This is a genomic window from Arthrobacter sp. 4R501 (assembly GCF_002929755.1).
Lineage (GTDB): Bacteria > Actinomycetota > Actinomycetes > Actinomycetales > Micrococcaceae > Arthrobacter.
This window is the reverse complement of sequence record NZ_PJIW01000016.1, coordinates 84,442-100,269: the sequence shown is the minus strand read 5'-3', so window position 1 is coordinate 100,269 and position 15,828 is coordinate 84,442. Positions and strand designations below refer to the sequence as shown.

The 15,828-nt window shown below is 65.6% G+C and carries 16 protein-coding genes and 1 pseudogene; 9 read left to right on the top strand and 8 right to left on the bottom strand.

The window, feature by feature from the left end; genetic code table 11:
• The first annotated feature begins 342 nt into the window (after positions 1-342).
• Together CXR02_RS16255 and CXR02_RS16250 are read left to right on the top strand one after the other, a co-directional pair.
• The gene (locus CXR02_RS16255; RefSeq protein ID WP_056341725.1) at positions 343-969 is read left to right on the top strand and encodes a CE1759 family FMN reductase; all 627 of its coding nucleotides are present in this window, start codon (positions 343-345) and stop codon (positions 967-969) included.
• 101 nt (positions 970-1,070) lie between these two features.
• Positions 1,071-1,451 (top strand): zf-TFIIB domain-containing protein, encoded by a 381-nt coding sequence (locus CXR02_RS16250; RefSeq protein ID WP_104062946.1) that lies wholly within the window; start codon positions 1,071-1,073, stop codon positions 1,449-1,451.
• A 67-nt stretch (positions 1,452-1,518) separates the two neighbouring features.
• Here CXR02_RS16250 and CXR02_RS16245 read toward each other — a convergent pair whose 3' ends face one another.
• Entirely contained in the window at positions 1,519-2,091 is a 573-nt protein-coding gene (locus CXR02_RS16245; protein WP_104062927.1) for a hypothetical protein, read from the bottom strand.
• Positions 2,092-2,093: 2 nt separating this feature from the next.
• Positions 2,094-2,549 (bottom strand): hypothetical protein, encoded by a 456-nt coding sequence (locus CXR02_RS16240; RefSeq protein ID WP_181037265.1) that lies wholly within the window; start codon positions 2,547-2,549, stop codon positions 2,094-2,096.
• Positions 2,550-3,235: 686 nt separating this feature from the next.
• On the opposite strand from CXR02_RS16240, the gene dnaB reads away from it, so the two are divergent.
• Positions 3,236-4,618 carry a replicative DNA helicase gene (gene dnaB / locus CXR02_RS16235; RefSeq protein ID WP_058930676.1) on the top strand — a complete coding sequence of 461 codons (1,383 nt, stop codon included), beginning with the start codon at positions 3,236-3,238 and terminating at the stop codon, positions 4,616-4,618.
• Positions 4,619-4,648: 30 nt separating this feature from the next.
• Here dnaB and CXR02_RS16230 read toward each other — a convergent pair whose 3' ends face one another.
• Positions 4,649-5,617, bottom strand: a complete 969-nt coding sequence (locus tag CXR02_RS16230; RefSeq protein WP_104062925.1) for an acyl-CoA thioesterase — start codon at positions 5,615-5,617, stop codon at positions 4,649-4,651.
• A gap of 118 nt (positions 5,618-5,735) precedes the next feature.
• A pseudogene (locus CXR02_RS16225) lies at positions 5,736-6,089 on the bottom strand (hypothetical protein); the annotation flags it as partial.
• Between the two features lie 169 nt (positions 6,090-6,258).
• On the opposite strand from CXR02_RS16225, the gene aztD reads away from it, so the two are divergent.
• The gene (aztD, locus tag CXR02_RS16220) at positions 6,259-7,584 is read left to right on the top strand and encodes a zinc metallochaperone AztD (RefSeq protein ID WP_258061038.1); all 1,326 of its coding nucleotides are present in this window, start codon (positions 6,259-6,261) and stop codon (positions 7,582-7,584) included.
• 96 nt (positions 7,585-7,680) lie between these two features.
• Here aztD and CXR02_RS16215 read toward each other — a convergent pair whose 3' ends face one another.
• On the bottom strand, positions 7,681-8,115 hold the full coding sequence (locus CXR02_RS16215; protein WP_104062923.1) for a DoxX family protein: 435 nt from the start codon (positions 8,113-8,115) through the stop codon (positions 7,681-7,683).
• Between the two features lie 128 nt (positions 8,116-8,243).
• Between CXR02_RS16215 and CXR02_RS16210 the strand changes: the two genes are divergently transcribed.
• The 3 genes from CXR02_RS16210 (at position 8,244) to CXR02_RS16200 (ending at position 10,689) form a co-directional block, all read left to right on the top strand.
• Positions 8,244-9,596 carry an MATE family efflux transporter gene (locus CXR02_RS16210; protein WP_104062922.1) on the top strand — a complete coding sequence of 451 codons (1,353 nt, stop codon included), beginning with the start codon at positions 8,244-8,246 and terminating at the stop codon, positions 9,594-9,596.
• Positions 9,597-9,621: 25 nt separating this feature from the next.
• Complete coding sequence (locus tag CXR02_RS16205) at positions 9,622-10,212, top strand: hypothetical protein (protein ID WP_104062921.1); 591 nt, start codon at positions 9,622-9,624, stop codon at positions 10,210-10,212.
• Positions 10,213-10,317: 105 nt separating this feature from the next.
• Entirely contained in the window at positions 10,318-10,689 is a 372-nt protein-coding gene (locus tag CXR02_RS16200) for a hypothetical protein (RefSeq protein WP_104062920.1), read from the top strand.
• On the opposite strand, the gene CXR02_RS16195 is transcribed toward CXR02_RS16200, so the two are convergent.
• Entirely contained in the window at positions 10,686-11,231 is a 546-nt protein-coding gene (locus CXR02_RS16195; protein WP_104062919.1) for a CGNR zinc finger domain-containing protein, read from the bottom strand. The genes CXR02_RS16200 and CXR02_RS16195 overlap by 4 nt on opposite strands.
• A 71-nt stretch (positions 11,232-11,302) precedes the next feature.
• Here CXR02_RS16195 and CXR02_RS16190 point away from each other — a divergent pair, with 71 nt between their 5' ends.
• On the top strand, positions 11,303-12,307 hold the full coding sequence (locus tag CXR02_RS16190; RefSeq protein ID WP_104062918.1) for a DMT family transporter: 1,005 nt from the start codon (positions 11,303-11,305) through the stop codon (positions 12,305-12,307).
• Positions 12,308-12,505: 198 nt separating this feature from the next.
• On the opposite strand, the gene CXR02_RS16185 is transcribed toward CXR02_RS16190, so the two are convergent.
• A complete protein-coding gene (locus CXR02_RS16185; RefSeq protein ID WP_104062917.1) occupies positions 12,506-12,769 on the bottom strand; it encodes a WXG100 family type VII secretion target in 264 nt (87 codons plus the stop codon).
• A 237-nt stretch (positions 12,770-13,006) separates the two neighbouring features.
• Here CXR02_RS16185 and CXR02_RS16180 point away from each other — a divergent pair, with 237 nt between their 5' ends.
• Complete coding sequence (locus CXR02_RS16180; RefSeq protein WP_104062916.1) at positions 13,007-13,279, top strand: DUF2277 domain-containing protein; 273 nt, start codon at positions 13,007-13,009, stop codon at positions 13,277-13,279.
• Positions 13,280-13,369: 90 nt separating this feature from the next.
• Here the strand turns inward: CXR02_RS16180 and CXR02_RS16175 are convergent, their stop codons facing one another.
• A complete protein-coding gene (locus CXR02_RS16175; protein WP_104062915.1) occupies positions 13,370-15,817 on the bottom strand; it encodes a cation-translocating P-type ATPase in 2,448 nt (815 codons plus the stop codon).
• Positions 15,818-15,828: the final 11 nt, after the last annotated feature.

Sequence of the window (15,828 nt, the reverse complement as noted above, 5' to 3'; positions counted from 1 at the left end):
GTAAATTGAGCATATGACCAGCCCGGCCAGGTAAACACCAGTACTGAGTACTCGCTTTTTGTATTGCGTCCTACATAGGGAATTTCGTGCTCCCGCCAGAGCTAGGTGTGGAGGGGCAGCGCCAAGTGATCTGTTAGGTGCATTGGGGACTTATCGCGTAAGCGCTTAGGTAGCCGGGGTGCCCCTCCCTCGAATCCCGGAAAACGCAAATACTCGTTTCATGCCGCCCGGAGTGCAACCGCCGGTGACCTGGCACCGCTGGAATAAACGCGGACAGGCATCGGTTATCTCGATACATGCAAACACATGTAGCATAGGCTGTACCGAACCTCAGGAGTCCAAGTGGAAACCCGCCGCATCACTGTACTGTCCGCCGGCCTGGGCGTGCCGTCCTCGAGCAGGCTGCTCGCCGACCAGCTCGCCGCTGCAGCAGAGCACCGCCTCGCCGATGCGGGTTTCGAGGTGAAGGTTGAGGTCGTTGAGCTCCGGGACCTCGCGGTGGACATCGCCAACAACTTTGTCACCGGCTATGCGGCCCCTCGCCTGGCGGATGTCATTGCCGGCGTGGAGGCAACCGACGGCATCATTGCCGTTAGCCCGGTGTTCAGCGCTTCCTACAGCGGCCTGTTCAAGTCCTTCATTGACGTCCTGGACCCCAAGTCCCTGGACGGGAAGGCTGTCCTCCTGGGTGCCACTGGCGGCACGGACCGCCACCAGATGGTCCTCGAGTACGCGATGCGCCCGCTGTTCAGCTACCTGCGCACCAGGATGGCCGCTACGGCCGTTTTCGCCGGCCCCCAGGACTGGGGAAACACGGACGACGGCGGCTCGCCCCTCTCATCGCGGATCGACCGTGCGGCAGCTGAGTTTGCCGCCCTCCTCGCGGAGGATCAGCCCGGCCGCAAGCCGGCGGCACTGGAGTCCCTGCCCTTCGCACAGCTTCTGGCAGGCATTTCCGGCGGACGCTAAGGGCCGGTCCGCAAAGTCCGCGCCCGTCCGCAAAGCTCCCTCGTCAGCCCCCGCGATCCCGGCGTCTGAACTATTCGGTGTCCCCGGTCGTTGACCGGAACATGAAATGTCCTGTGGATTCAATTGACCTGATAATGAGCGAACGCAGCGGCGTCGAGATCGACTACTGCCCGCAGTGCCGCGGTGTCTGGCTGGACCGCGGTGAGCTGGACAAGATCATCGACCGCGCCAACGACGCTATGAACGGCCGCGCTCCTACGACGGCGCGCCCGGCGGCCGCGGCGCCTGTCGCTGCTCCGGTTCCGCCCCCGCTGTATCCGAACTTTGAACCCCGCCGCGAGCAGCCGCGGTACGAGCAGCCCCGTTACGACCAGCCGCGCTACGATGACCGGAAGTACGACAAGCCGGGGTATGACCGCGACCACGACCGCCGGCGGCCCAAAAAGAAGGAAGGCTGGCTGGGAGACATCTTCGACTTCTGACGGCCGGACGGCTCACTGTGCCGCGGCTGGGAGCCCTGGGGTCCGGGAGCGTAGCCGCCCAGGAGCCCTAGTCGTCCAGGAGGGCGATGAACTCGCGTGCCTGCTTCATGGAAATGTCCGAGTGCTTGGTCAGCGCAGTGGCGGCGCCTTCGGTATCGCCACTGCGCGCCAACGTGCGGATGCGGCCGTAGATCTCGTCGTTGAGCATATTGCTGCTGACCTCACGCGTCACATCTCCCTTGCTGGCAATGGCGCGGTAGCGGTAGGGGAAACGCTGGGGCGTGTCGTCATCGTCGGGCTCCGCCTCCGCCGCTTCAGCGGCAGGGCTGCGGTAGGCCTGCGGGTGGGCGGCCAACGCCCCCACCGCGTCCCGGGATGCCCGCAGTCCTTCTCCTGTGGCCTCGTAGTACAGCTTGATGGCCGCCATCGCCTGTCCCTGGGCAATCAGCGCGTACAACCTGCGGTGCTGGTCCTCAGAGAGCTTGGCGGCGGCGCGGCGGGCCACCTCAACCTCATCCGGCGCAGGGGCCGTGCCGGCCTGCTTGACGGCCGCCTGCCGCCTGCTGACCGCCCGGGCAGCCAATGCGACACCGGCGGCCACGACCGTGAGGATGATAACGGGGATCACGAGCGATTCCATTTCTAAAGCCGATCTACATACTTTTTGGCTGTCGCCAGGTCCGTTTGGGTTGCCTGGCGGAGGAGTTTGATGGCCTGGATCTTGTGCCCGTCGTGCGCCATTGTCTGCAACTGCATGGCCAGCTGAGAGTCCAGAATCCCGCCGGGGAGCGCCGCATAGCCATACTGGCCGGCACCCGCTCCGGACTGCCCGTGCCGTGCTGCCCGGGCGTGGTCTTCCTGCTGCGATTGCTGCTGTTCGTTCTGGCTGGGCCGGGTGTTGGCTTCCAGGCGGGCACGCACGGCTGTTGCCACGCGTACCTGCTCGGCATAGTGCTCCGCGGAGCGCCTCGCCAGGTCCTGCTGGTACTTCTCGGCGTCGGACGTCCCGGAATTACGGGGTCTGAGGGCCGTCGTAAATGCCCAGATTATTGCCGCCAACACGCCGGCCGGCAGAAACACCATCAGTACATCGCCCATAGTCAGAGCTTATGCCAGATGCCCGTTATCCACAGCACATTCCGGCCGTTGCATACAGCCGATTCGCTGTGGCGTCAAAAGATGCCGGCAGGTGTGCGATGCATCACTAAACGGGTATGAATCGCCGGTGGAGGCGCTCGGATATCCGGATCTTTCAACAGCGCCGCGCCGCAAGCTGTGGATGAAGGTTGCGAAAAAAAGAATTTAGTCCACATCCTCGACGAACGTTTTCGCACGTCAGACGCCTATATACGGCAAAAGTTTTTTTGTTTCCACAGGTTCACCCACAGGCTGTGCACAAGCTATGCCCCTTAGTGCACAGGTTATCCACAGCCCTCCGGGTTGGTGGGCTTGGACGCTGGGGCGGTGGCGGCTACCGTTGCGGGATACCTGCTTTTGGGGTGCTGTGACGCCGGCGCGCATGCTGTCGCAGCAGGGGAGGACTTCGGTCCGGCTGCTGCGGCGCTTTCTGTGGATAACTTGCGGAACATGGGGATAACTCCCACGCGCGTTGCGCAGACTCAACGTTGCGGAGGCTTCAATCGGGCCCGCCGGGCTTCATTGTCGGAGGCCGCTGATAGACCTGAACGTATGCCGTCCCGTGGAGGTCCCGCAGGATGGCATCCCGGCAGGTGAATGACTTACTCGCCGCATCAAGTCGCGGCACACTATGGAGGACGGCAGCTTTGTCAGTAACGCACCTGGACTCGATCGAGGGTACCCGCGGATCAGAAGGCAGCCGTAAGCCACCACAGGACATTCCCGCTGAGCAGTCCGTCCTCGGCGGCATGATGCTGTCCAAGGACGCCATCGCTGACGTTGTGGAAATCCTCCGCGGACAGGACTTCTACCGGCCTGCACACGAGACCATCTACGAGGCGATCATCGACCTCTACGGCCGCGGCGAGCCGGCGGATGCGGTTACGGTCTCGGACGAACTGACCAAGCGCGCAGAGATCAACCGGATCGGCGGACCCGCCTACCTGCACGAGCTCATCCAGACTGTTCCTACGGCCGCCAATGCCGGCTACTACGCCGAAATCGTGGCAGAGCGCGCCATTCTGCGCCGGCTCGTCAACGCAGGCACCAAAATCGTCCAGCTGGGATACGGTTCGGACGGTGAGGTGGAGGACCTGGTCAACCAGGCACAGGCCGAGGTTTACGCCGTCGCGGAGCGGCGGACAGCAGAGGACTATGTGGTCCTCAAGGACGTCATGGAAGCCACGGTGGACGAGATCGAAGCGTCCGGACACCGCGGGGAAGGCATGACCGGTGTGCCAACGGGGTTCTACGAACTCGATGAACTCACCCATGGATTGCACCCGGGGCAGATGATCGTTATTGCCGCCCGTCCGGCAGTTGGCAAGTCCACGTTTGCCCTGGACTTCGCCCGCTCGGCCGCCATCAAGAACAACCTGGCCACTGTGATGTTCTCGCTCGAAATGGGCCGGAACGAAATTGCCATGCGCCTGTTGTCCGCAGAGGCAACCATCGGCCTGCAGGACCTTCGCAAGGGCACCATCAAGGACGAGCAATGGTCCAAGATCGCCACCACCATGGGCCGGATGAATGATGCCCCGCTCTTCATCGATGACAGCCCGAACATGTCGCTGATGGAAATCAGGGCCAAGTGCCGCCGCCTCAAGCAGCAGCACGACCTGAAGCTCGTGATCCTGGATTACCTGCAGCTCATGAGCTCCGGCAAGAAGGTGGAGTCACGCCAGCAGGAAGTCTCCGAGTTCTCCCGTGCGCTGAAGCTGCTGGCCAAGGAACTCCAGGTTCCGGTCATCGCCCTGTCGCAGCTCAACCGTGGCTCCGAGCAGCGCCAGGACAAGCGGCCCATGGTCTCGGACCTCCGCGAATCCGGCTCCATCGAGCAGGATGCGGACATGGTCATCCTGCTGCACCGTGAGGACGTCTACGACAAGGAATCCCCGCGTGCGGGCGAGGCGGACATCCTGATCGCCAAGCACCGTAACGGCCCCACCAAGGACATTGTGGTGGCATTCCAGGGTCACTACTCGCGCTTCGCCAACATGGCGGCCGACGCCGGCGGCAGCGGCTTCTAGGACCGTTCCTGCCGGGGCTGGCGGGCTGGTTTAGCCCTGCCCCAGCAGGTGGTTGGGCAGCCGGTTCCCCGGGGCGGTCCCACGGATTTCGAGCAGTTCGCGGGCGTGGGAATACAGCCGTGTATCTTCTGCCGAGACCGGCACCCAGCCGGGGACAGGCACCGAGTTGCCGTCGGCGTCGCGGGCCACCATCACCGTGAGGCAATACGTGGTGAGATTCAGTTCCTTGCCCTTCGGATCTCCGGAGCGCACATGTACGGCGATGTGCATGCCTTTGGTCCCGGTGTAGACCAGCCTGGCCTCTACCTCCACCAGATGGCCGATCAGCAGGGGCCGGTAGAAGCGCACGCCGCCGGAGAAGACCGCCACGGTGTCCATGCCGCAGTAGCGGGATGCGCAGACGTAGGCGGCTTCGTCGATCCACTTCATCACGATGCCGCCGTGCACTTTCCCGCCCCAGTTCACGTCCGTGGGGGCCGCCATGAACCGCAGCGTCACGCGTTCGGCGGTCCCGGCGTCGGTATATTCCTGGGCGTTCATGGCTTCGACAATCCGTTCACGGACCTTGATCCGCGCCAGGGCGTGGTCCCGCTGCTCGATCTCCGCGGCCGTGACCGGTTCGAACTGTTTGACGGGTATGGGCTTGCCGTTGTCGCCGACCGCCACAAAGATCACCATGCACTGGCTGCGCATCGTGGCAGGCCCGCCCTTGGGGTCGCTTGACGAGACGACGGTCCGGATGTGCATGGAGGAGCGTCCGGTGTAGACGATGCTGGCTTCCACCTCCACCATGTCGCCGCTGTTCACCGGGTCCGCGAAGTGGATGTTGCCCACGTAGGCGGTGACGCAGTAGGACTTGGCCCAGCCCACGGCGGCAGCGTACGCAGCCTTGTCCACCCATTCGAGGACGGTCCCCGCATCCACCGAGCCGCTGTGGCCCACATCCGTGGGGGCAGCCAGGAAGCGGAGGGTTACGGAATTGGCCGCGGTCTCAGTCATGCTGCGATCTTACTGAGGCGCGGTGTTACCGGAGGGTCGGGGCCGACACATACCTGCAACAGGAACTGCCCCACCCGCCCTTTGGGGCGGACAGGGCAGTTCTGTGGACTACTGGAGGCTACTTTGCGCCGGTATAGGTGATATCCGGCTGTGCGGGCAGTTCCATGCCCTCTCCGATGAAGAAGCTGGGGTGCGGCGGCTGGTTGTAGGCGATGTTCTCGCGCGCAACCGACTGCCGGTACACAGGATCATGCATCAGGGTGCGGAGCCGGACGTCAGTGCCGGCGCTGGTGGTGTAGATCCGCAGTTCCGTGCTGTCCGACGACGGCCACGCAATTTCCTCACGCCAGTCACCGAGCAGATCGGCCTGGATGGCCGGGCTGCCCTTGGTGCTGTTGTTCGACTTCGTTCCGGCCGCCGTCAGGACCCGGTCGCTGGACCCGGTTTCCCAGTTCCACATGGCAATGCTGGGCGTTCCTGTACAACGTTATAGAGGTCAAGGGTTTCCTGGTGGTTTTCTGGGAGTTTTTGATGTCAAGTGTGTTGTTTTGGGTGAAAATGCGACGCCTTGAGCGTCTCGCCATTACGCAGTCGAGGTCATCCGATTGGCATCACTATTGATAATGACTATCGTTAGCGATATGACAAAAACTCACTCACATCCCGGCCATATGCGCACTTATCCGCAGGCTCTCCCGGCAGTTCTCGCGGTTTCGGCACTGCTCCTCACGGCGTGCGGGGCTGCTCCGGGCGCGGACTCCGGACCGTCGCAGGGCGCAGGCCCTGACTCGCCCGGCACTTCCGCTTCTGCCACAGCAGGGCAGGCGAAGGAAAGCCAGGCCCCCACCCCTCGGCTGGTCCTGACCCACGACGCGGGCATCACGGTTCTTGACGCGAAGACGCTGAAGCCCGTAGAGGAAGTGCCGCTGGAAGGCTTCAACCGCCTCAGCCCGGCGGGCGACGGCCGCCACGTTCTGGTGGCCACCGGAGATTCCTTCCGCGTCTTCGACGCCGGTGTGTGGACCGAGGCGCACGGCGACCATGGGCACTCCTATGCCGCCGCGCCTCGGCTGACGGACCGGGCCTTCAGCGCCAGCAAGGCCGGCCACGTGGTCAACCACGCCGGGAAGACAGCGCTGTTCAATGACGGTTCAGGGAAGGTGGAGGTCTTTGATCCGGCCGCGCTGACCGACGCACTCAAGGCCGGCCTGCCCGAGACCAGCACCTACACCGCACCCGAAGCCCACCACGGCGTCGCCATCGCGTTGGAGGATGGGAAGCTGCTGGTCACCCTCGGGAACGAGGGGGGCCGCACTGGCCTGGCGCTGCTGAGTGCGCCGGGAAATGGCGGCGGGCAGGAACGCGGTGAATTGCTCCACAACGAGGAGTGCCCCGGCGTGCATGGAGAGGCAGTGGCGGGCCATGAAGCCGTCGTGGTGGGCTGTGAGGACGGCATGCTGGTCTACCGCGACGGCGCCTTCACCAAGGTTGCAAGCCCTGACCCGTACGGCCGCATGGGCAACCAGGCCGGAAGCCATGAATCTCCCGTGATCCTCGGCGATTACAAGGTGGACAGGGACGCCGACCTGGAGCGGCCCACCCGGATCTCGCTGGTCAACACCGACACCGGGACGCTCCAGCTGGTGGACCTGGGCGCCAGCTATTCCTTCCGTTCCCTGGGCCGCGGTCCGGGCGGGGAGGCTCTGGTGCTGGGCACGGACGGGGCGCTTCATGTGATTGATCCGACGACGGGCGAGGAGACCGCTGCCATTTCCGTGGTTGGCGCCTGGACGGAGCCGGATGCCTGGCAGGATCCCCGCCCTACCCTGTTTGTCCAGGGCTCCACGGCCTTCATCACGGAGCCGGCGGCTTCCAGGATCCATGCCGTGGATCTCAAATCCGGGAAAATCGTCAACAGCACGGACCTGGACCACGTGCCCAACGAACTGACCGGGGTGACCGGCTGACGCTCCTGCCACTGCAAAGACGTTAAAAGCCCGACGGCGGACGGGCACCTGGGTGCCTGTCCGCCGTCGGGCGCTGCTCGTTGAGGAGGAGTCCGCTTAGGCGAGGACTGCCAGTTTGGAGCCCTTGCGGCCGAACAGGACGCGGTCCACAGAGACGCGGCCGGCTCCGGTGAGTGCGAGTGCCAGGGCGGCAGCGCCCAGGAGCAGCACCAGTTCGTAACCGCCCTTGTCGGCGAAGACTCCTGCCGAGGCATGCACCAGGAAGAAGGCGCCGATCATGTTTACGGCCAGCAGGGCGGCCACCAAGCGGGTGAGTACGCCCAAGATGAGGGCAATGCCGCCAGCCAGTTCGAGGCCTGCGACGAAGGGCGCTGACACGTTGGCTGCCGGAACGCCCATCTGGGTGAACGCCGCCTGAGTGCCGGCGATGGTCCATTCAGTGAACTTCTGCCAGCCGTGGGCGGCGAAGAGGAAGCCGAGGGCGACGCGCAGGACGGTGATGGCAGTGGTGGTGAGGCGTGACTGATTCATAAATCGAGTCTCTCTGATCATTAGTTGAAGTGTCAACTAATGATCAGCCATTGTGTCCTTCGTCATGACTTCCGGCGTCACGGAAGTGGAGCAGCCAGGTGGGCGGTGCCGGCCGTTAGGCTGAAACCGTGCCCAACCAATCCGCCCCCGCTGCCGTCCAGCGTCCCGCCAGCCATGCCCGGGAAATCCTGCGGCTCGCGGTGCCGGCGTTCGGCGCACTGATCGCCGAACCGCTGTTCCTGCTCGCGGATTCGGCCATTGTGGGCCATCTCGGCGTGGCCCAGCTGGCCGGGGTGGGGCTCGCCTCCGCCGTGCTGCACACCGCCGTCGGCCTGATGGTTTTCCTCGCCTACTCCACCACCCCGGCGGTGGCCCGCGCGATGGGACACGGCCAGCTGGGCAAGGCACTCGCCGCAGGGCGCGACGGCGTCTGGCTGGCACTTCTGCTCGGCGTGGTCCTGGCCGTGGCCGGCTTCTGGGCTGCTGAACCGCTGGTGGCCCTGATGGGGGCGGCGGGTGACGTTCGCGCGTTCGCCGTTGACTATCTCCGCTGGTCCATGCCCGGCCTGGTGGCCATGCTGCTCATCTTCGCGGGCACCGGCGTCCTGCGCGGATTGCAGGACACCAGGACGCCGCTGCTCGTGGCCACCGCAGGCTTTGGCTTGAATATTGTCCTCAACCTGTGGCTGGTCTACGGGCTGGACTGGTCCGTTGCGGGCTCGGCGGCAGGCACCAGCGTGGCGCAATGGGCCATGGCGGCCGTCTATCTGGTGATGGTCCAGCGCAATGCCGCCCGGCACGGCATCAGCCTGTGGCCCGACTGGAGCGGCATCCGCGCAATGACCCGGGTCGGTTCTTGGCTTATGCTCCGCACGCTGAGCCTGCGCATCGCCATCCTGGCCACGGTATTTGTGGTGACGGGGCAAGGTGCCGTCAACCTGGCGGCCCACCAGCTGGCCATGACCATCTTCTCGTTCCTCGCCTTTGCCCTCGATGCCCTTGCCATCGCCGCTCAGGCCCTGATCGGTAAGGAACTGGGCGCCTCCAACGCCGTCAGGGCGCGGCACCTGACCCGGACCATGATCCGCTGGGGCATCGGATTCGGCGTGGTCACGGGAGCCCTGCTGGCCGTCGCGGCGCCTTGGGCAGGGGTGCTGTTCACTTCCGACGCCGGCGTCCAGTCCGTGCTGACCTACGCCCTGTGGATCCTGGCAGCCGGTCAGCCTCTTGCCGGGTATGTTTTTGTCCTGGACGGCGTGCTGATCGGCGCCGGAGACGCCAGGTACCTGGCGCTGGCGGGCGTGGTCAACCTCACTGTCTACGTCCCCATGCTCGTGGCCGTTGCCGTCTCCGGCATGTCCGCCGCCGCAGGCCTCGTTTGGCTGTGGGCCGCGTTTGCGCTGGGCTACATGGCCGCCCGGGCGCTGACGCTGGGCCTGCGCGCCCGGTCGGACCGCTGGATGGTGCTGGGTTCGCCATAGGGCCGGCGGCCACTAAACTGGACCGGTGAACCAACCACTGACACCCACAGATGCTCCCGCCGGCGCCGCCCTGCAGGAAGACCTGTGGAAGCCGGTTCTGCTCCGGGCCGTGGCCGCACTGTTGTTCGGCGCCGCGACCATTTTCTGGGCCGGACCGTCGGTCCAGGTCATGGGCTGGGCGGGCGGGCTGTACCTGCTGGCCACGGGCCTGCTGGTCCTCTGGGCCATCCCGAAGACCGGCTACGCGCGTGACGGCATGCCCGGCAAGATCCTCTCCGCCGCAGGGGCCGCCCTGGCAGGCGCCGGTGTTGCCTTGGCATTGCTTCACGGGGACCGCGTCTTCGGCGTCGTTGCGGCAGTGGGACTTGGCCTGGCCGGAGCCGTGGAGCTGTACTGCGGCCTCAAATATCGCGGCCGGCACGTGCTGGCCCGCGACTGGCTGGCCTCGGGCATCATCGGGCTTGGTACCGCGGCGATCCTGCCCTTCTTCATCAGCCTCGGAGCCCATGCCCTGCTGGGCGTCGCCGGCGGCGGAGCCATCATCTCCGGTGTGCTCTGGGTCCTGTCGGGGCTGACTCTAAGGCACGATTCCCGGCCCGCCTCCACGAAGCCGTAAACTAGAAGCGAAAGGTTCTACCCGGCGTAGAAAACGCGCCCGGAACAACCCCACACACATTCGAACCAGCACGCCCTTCGGCATGGCTGTAGGAGAGGAACTACCTTGGCAGACCAGAAACCAGGAAAACCGCGCAAGCTGCGGACCTCGGTGAAGGGGCCGCTGATGTTCTCTGCGTTCTGGGCCGTCCTCGCCTTCGTTACGGTGCTGATCTTCGCCTCCGGCGGCAGCACGAAGACCCCGCGGTTCGACCTCGCCTTCACGGGCGCCGGCATCGCGTTCATCGTCACGCTGGTGATCGCGGCCATGCTGGCCATGAGCCACAAGGAGAACTCCGAACACCTGGGCAAGGGATCCGGCGTCAACCTGAGTTCAGCCCGGAAACCGTCGCACGGATTCGGGGGACACGGCCCCAGCCAGGCCGGCGGCGCCCCTGAGGCTCCGGACGCTGACGGTACCGGCTCCAGCCACTCCTAGCGAACAGTAGCCTGCCGCGCGCGGTACGCTGCCACGTGCGCGCGGTTGGCGCAGTTGCCGGTATCGCAATACCGTTTCGACCGGTTGCGGCTGAGGTCCAGGACCACGGCATCGCAGTCCTCGGCCTCGCACACGAGCATGCGGTCCATCTCCTTGCTCCGGATGACGTCCGCCAGGGCCATGGCGGCTTCGGTGCCCATACGCTCTGCCAGCGGCGCGTCCCTGGCAGTGGCGTGCAGATGCCAGTCCCACTCATCGTGCTTCATCAGCTGGGGGAGTGCGTTGGCCTCGCGCAACAGGCGGTTGACGCCCGCCACAGCAGAGTCTTCGTCTGCAGTCCAGAGGGCGGCAAGCCGCCCGCGCAGTTCGTGGACACTCGACAGCTCCGCCGCATCGCGGGCGCGGGCTCCGCTGAACCCCTCGGACTGAAGGAAATGATCCAGGTCCGCCACAGTGGCGAGCGATTCGCGTCCGTTGGCGGCGGTGTTGATCAGGTTGACGACGGCGCGCAGGGCTATTTCGGTGTCAGGGGCAAAGACCATCTTGACTCCTTACTGGGGTGGGGCGTAATGTCAGGACCATTACCCCACTTTACTCCTGACAGGAGGCGTCGGTGACTGCCGCCCCTAACCCCGCAGCCGCGGGCGGATTTCTTGGCTCCGGCCTTGGAATCGCGTTGTTCTCCTCTTCCGTCTTCGGGCTCTCCGGCTCCTTCGCCAAAGCGCTCCTGGAAACCGGCTGGTCCCCGGGCGCTGCCGTGACGGCCCGCCTGACCGGTGCCGCGCTGATCCTCGCCGTTCCTGCCGTTCTGGCCTTGCGCGGACGGTGGTACCGGCTGCGCGACAACTGGGTCACCATCGGTCTTTTCGGCCTGATCGGCGTGGCTGCATGCCAGCTGTTCTACTTCAACGCGGTAGCCCGCCTGTCCGTGGGTGTAGCGCTGTTGCTTGAATACCTGGCTCCCGTCCTCATCGTCCTTTGGCTATGGGGAGCCAGCAAGAAGCGGCCACGGGCGCTGACCTTCGGCGGAACAGTGCTGTCGCTGGGCGGCCTGGTCCTCGTCCTGGACCTCACCGGAACGGTCAAGATCGACATCATCGGGGTCCTGTGGGGGGTGGCCGCTGCAGTATGCCTTGCCATCTACTTCTTCATCACGGCCAAGGAGAATGATTCCCTGCCGCCCATCGTCCTGGCGTCCGCCGGGCTGCTGGTGGGGGCAGCCGTAATGTGGCTGGCGGCCGCCACCGGACTGCTCCCCATGGCCTTCAGCACCGCGGACACCAGGCTCGGCCCCTGGATCACACCCTGGTGGGTCTCCCTGGGTGGCCTGGTCATCCTGGCAACAGTCCTGGCGTACGTTTCCGGCGTTGTCGCTGCGCGCGCCCTTGGCTCCAAGGTTGCGTCCTTTGTCTCGCTGACCGAGGTGCTGTTCGCTGTGACCTGGGCCTGGCTGCTGCTGGGTGAGCTGCCCGGCGCCATCCAACTCCTGGGCGGCGTCCTCATTGTCGGCGGGGTGGTTCTGGTCCGGCTGGACGAGCTGCGCTCCGGCACGGCAGCTGCAGCTGTCGGTGCGCCCGCGCCGTTGGACCACGCGAACGACGTCGAACCCGTGCCCTGAGTGCCGGCTGCCTTGCCCTGTAGGACTTGCCCTGTAGGACTTGCCCTGTAGGACCTGCCCTGAAGGGCAGGTGCCACAGGCCGGGGCAACGCCGTCGCCCCGCCGTTGTGCCTCCCATTCGTTGAGCACCCGCCGTTAAACGCCGCGAGGGCCCGGACACTGTGCAGTGTCCGGGCCCTCGCAGTAGGGCTTCTGCGGTTAGCGTGAAGCTTGGTCCTGCTCGCTGGCGTTCTTGGTGGCCTTCTGGCCCGCGTCCTTCAGCGCCTGGATGACCTGGTTCAGCGCCGCCGTGTGCGTGCCCGACCATTCGCCGCGGAAGTGGTCGGCGTCCGGGCCCTTCCAGTTGGTGCTGTCCAGCACGCGGGTCAGGTTGGACCTCTGCTGCTCGATCTCGCCGGCACCGGCCTGCAGCTTGCTGCCAAGAGTCCTGAGCTGTTCTACATCTGCGCCCCACATAGCCATCAGTTTTTCTCCTCGTTAGTCTTGGATCCGATCCAGATCGGCATCCCCAGCGGCCCCCGGCTCATCCGGAAGATCCATTACCTAGAACCTATCCCGGCCCCAAATCACTGTCGATGGGCACCGCTGCCCATGCACCACTCCCCATGGGCAACAGCTCCCGGTGGTTGAATCTCGACAAGCTCGATCACCGGTGTCCTGGGGGTCGATCCGAGGCGTTCCAGAGCCTAGCATGGGCATATGTGCCGGAACATCCGAACCCTCCACAATTTCGAACCCCATGCCACCTCTGAGGAAGTGCATGCCGCCGCGCTGCAGTATGTGCGCAAGGTCAGCGGCAGCACCAAGCCGTCCAAGGCCAACGAGGACGCCTTCGAAGCGGCGGTGCACGAGATCGCCCACATCACCCAACACCTGCTGGATTCGCTGGTCACCCACGCTCCCGCCAAGCACCGGGACGAAGAGGCCGCCAAGGCAAGGGCCCGCGCGGCCGTGCGCTTCGGCACCGCCTGAGCGGCGCATTCCCTGAAAGCAAGTAGCGCCAACAGTCGTTTTGAGCGTTCATAACGACAGTTAGCGCTACCTGGTTGGGGTGGGCGCTGCCTACTTGCCGAAGCTGCGCAGCCGGAGCGAGTTGGCCACCACCAGGACGGAACTCGCCGCCATCGCGGCCCCGGCAATCATCGGGTTCAAGAGGCCCAGGGCGGCCACGGGAATGCCGACGGCGTTATAGAAGAACGCCCAGAACAGATTGGTTTTGATGGTGGCCAGCGTACGCCGGGACAATTCGATGGCCTGTGCCACCTGTCCCAGATCGTTTCCCATGACGGTAAGGTCCGCCGCCTCGATGGCCACATCCGTACCGGATCCCATGGCGATGCCCAGGTCAGCCTGCGCCAGCGCGGCGGCGTCATTCACGCCGTCGCCGGCCATGGCCACAATGGCCCCGCCCGCCTGGAGCCGACGGACGGCGTCCACCTTCCCGGCAGGCAGGACACCTGCATAAACATCGTCAGGGGAAATGCCGACGGCGGCAGCGACCTGCGCGGCCACCGCGGCGTTGTCCCCGGTCAGCAGGATGGGGCGCAGCCCGAGCCTCTTCAGCTTTGCCACAGCCTCCGCGGATCCCGGCTTCACGGTGTCCCGGAGGCTGATGATGCCGGCAGGGTTACCGTCCACCGTCACCCAGATGGCTGTGGCACCGGTGGCTTCCGCCGCGGCCAGCGCCTCCAGCTGCGCCGCGGAAGGGCGGACGCCGTTCTCCGTGAGCCAGCCGGTCCGGCCCGCCAGGACCACGCGCCCATCAACGGTTCCCACCACTCCGCCGCCGGGTGCCGAACGGAAGTGTTCGACGGCGGGAAGCCGCCCGCCGTCGTCGTTCCCGGTTTGCGCCTGAACCGCCGCGGCCGCGATGGCGTGGGCGATCGGGTGCTCCGATGCCGCCTCCACGGCGCCGGCGAGCCGCAGCACGTCGGTGCCCTGGTAACCGTCAAACGCGAGAGTGTTGCCCACGGCGAGTTTTCCGGTGGTGACGGTGCCGGTCTTGTCGAGCAGGATGGTGTCCACCGTGCGGGTGTCTTCGAGGACCTGCGGGCCTTTGATCAGGATGCCCAGCTGGGCTCCCCGGCCGGTTCCGGTGAGCAGCCCCACCGGAGTGGCGAGGCCCAGGGCGCACGGGCACGCGATGACCAGGACGGTGACCGCGGCGGTAAAGGCGGCCCTGAGCTCGGCAGGCTCAATCATCGGGCCGCTGAACACGAGCCACAGCCCAAACGTGAGCACAGCGATGGCCAGCACAATCGGGACAAAGACGGCGCTGATCCGGTCGGCGAGGCGGGCGATGGGGGCTTTGCCGGTCTGTGCCTGCGAGACCAGCCGGGCCATCTGGGCCAGCGTGGTCTCGGCGCCCACGCGGGTTGCCCGGACCAGCAGCCGGCCGGAAGTGTTGATGGTGGCGCCGGTGACTTTGCTCCCGGGCTCCACCTCCACCGGAACGGATTCGCCGGTCAGCAGGGACGCGTCCACGGCTGAAACGCCGTCGATCACCTCACCGTCCGTGGCGATCTTTTCGCCGGGGCGGACCACCACGACGTCTCCCACGCGGAGCTGATCGGCGGGGACTTTATGTTCGGATCCGTGGTGCAGGATAGTGGCGTCCTTGGCGCCGAGGTTCAGCAACGCCTTGAGGGCGTCGCCGGCTTTCTGCTTGGCGTTGGCTTCGAGGAACCGGCCCAGGAGCAGGAAAGTGGTGACCACGGCGGCCACTTCGAAGTAGAGGCCGGCGGACTCCATCCCCTCCATGGCCAGGTGCTCGGTCATCCGGGGATCCAGGACCAGTTGCCAGAGGCTGAACAGGTAGGCGGCGGCGACGCCGATCGAGACCAGCGTGTCCATGGTGGACGCCAGATGACGGGCATTGACGGCCGCGGCGCGGTGGAATGGCCAGGCCGCCCAGCTGACCACCGGAAGCGCCAAGGCCCCTGCTACCCAGCCCCAGTTGGGGAACTGCACGGCCGGAACCATCGAAATCGCGAGGACCGGAAGCGTCAGTATCGCGGCCACGATCAGGCGCGGCCTCAATTTGGCGGCGGCCGGGCCGTGTTGCATGTGGTCGTGGGTGCCAGCGGTGCCTTCGTGGGTCGCGTGGTCACCTTGCGCGTCGCCACCGGCGACTTGCTCGGCATGCTCGCTCGTTCCTCGCTTAGACGCATGCTGCCGCAAGTCTCCGGAGTCGGCGCTGTGCCCGGCTTCCGGACCGCCGCGCTGACTCTGGTTGTGCTCGTCGCCGGTGCTTTGGCTCGGGTAGCGCGGGAGGCGGACCGTTGCTTTGTAGCCTGTGGCGTTGACTGTGTCCACTATTTGCTGGTCCGTGATGCCGGCCGGGACCGTGACGTGGGCGGATTCCAGCGGCAGGTTGACGGAGGCTTCGACGCCGTCGAGTTTGCCCAGCTTCTTTTCCACGCGGTTCACGCAGGAGGCACAGGTCATGCCCTCAATATCCAGTTCAACCACCCGGGTTTGGGGCTGGTGATGGAGATGGTCTGTACTCATGTGGGATCCCC

Coding starts and splice junctions, on each gene's coding strand:
- aztD (WP_258061038.1), top strand. CDS start 6,259: ATGACAAAAACTCACTCACATCCCGGCCATATGCGCACTTATCCGCAG.
- CXR02_RS16195 (WP_104062919.1), bottom strand. CDS start 11,231: ATGGTCTTTGCCCCTGACACCGAAATAGCCCTGCGCGCCGTCGTCAAC.
- CXR02_RS16180 (WP_104062916.1), top strand. CDS start 13,007: ATGTGCCGGAACATCCGAACCCTCCACAATTTCGAACCCCATGCCACC.
- CXR02_RS16185 (WP_104062917.1), bottom strand. CDS start 12,769: ATGGCTATGTGGGGCGCAGATGTAGAACAGCTCAGGACTCTTGGCAGC.
- CXR02_RS16250 (WP_104062946.1), top strand. CDS start 1,071: ATGAAATGTCCTGTGGATTCAATTGACCTGATAATGAGCGAACGCAGC.
- CXR02_RS16230 (WP_104062925.1), bottom strand. CDS start 5,617: ATGACTGAGACCGCGGCCAATTCCGTAACCCTCCGCTTCCTGGCTGCC.
- CXR02_RS16240 (WP_181037265.1), bottom strand. CDS start 2,549: ATGGGCGATGTACTGATGGTGTTTCTGCCGGCCGGCGTGTTGGCGGCA.
- CXR02_RS16215 (WP_104062923.1), bottom strand. CDS start 8,115: ATGAATCAGTCACGCCTCACCACCACTGCCATCACCGTCCTGCGCGTC.
- CXR02_RS16175 (WP_104062915.1), bottom strand. CDS start 15,817: ATGAGTACAGACCATCTCCATCACCAGCCCCAAACCCGGGTGGTTGAA.
- CXR02_RS16245 (WP_104062927.1), bottom strand. CDS start 2,091: ATGGAATCGCTCGTGATCCCCGTTATCATCCTCACGGTCGTGGCCGCC.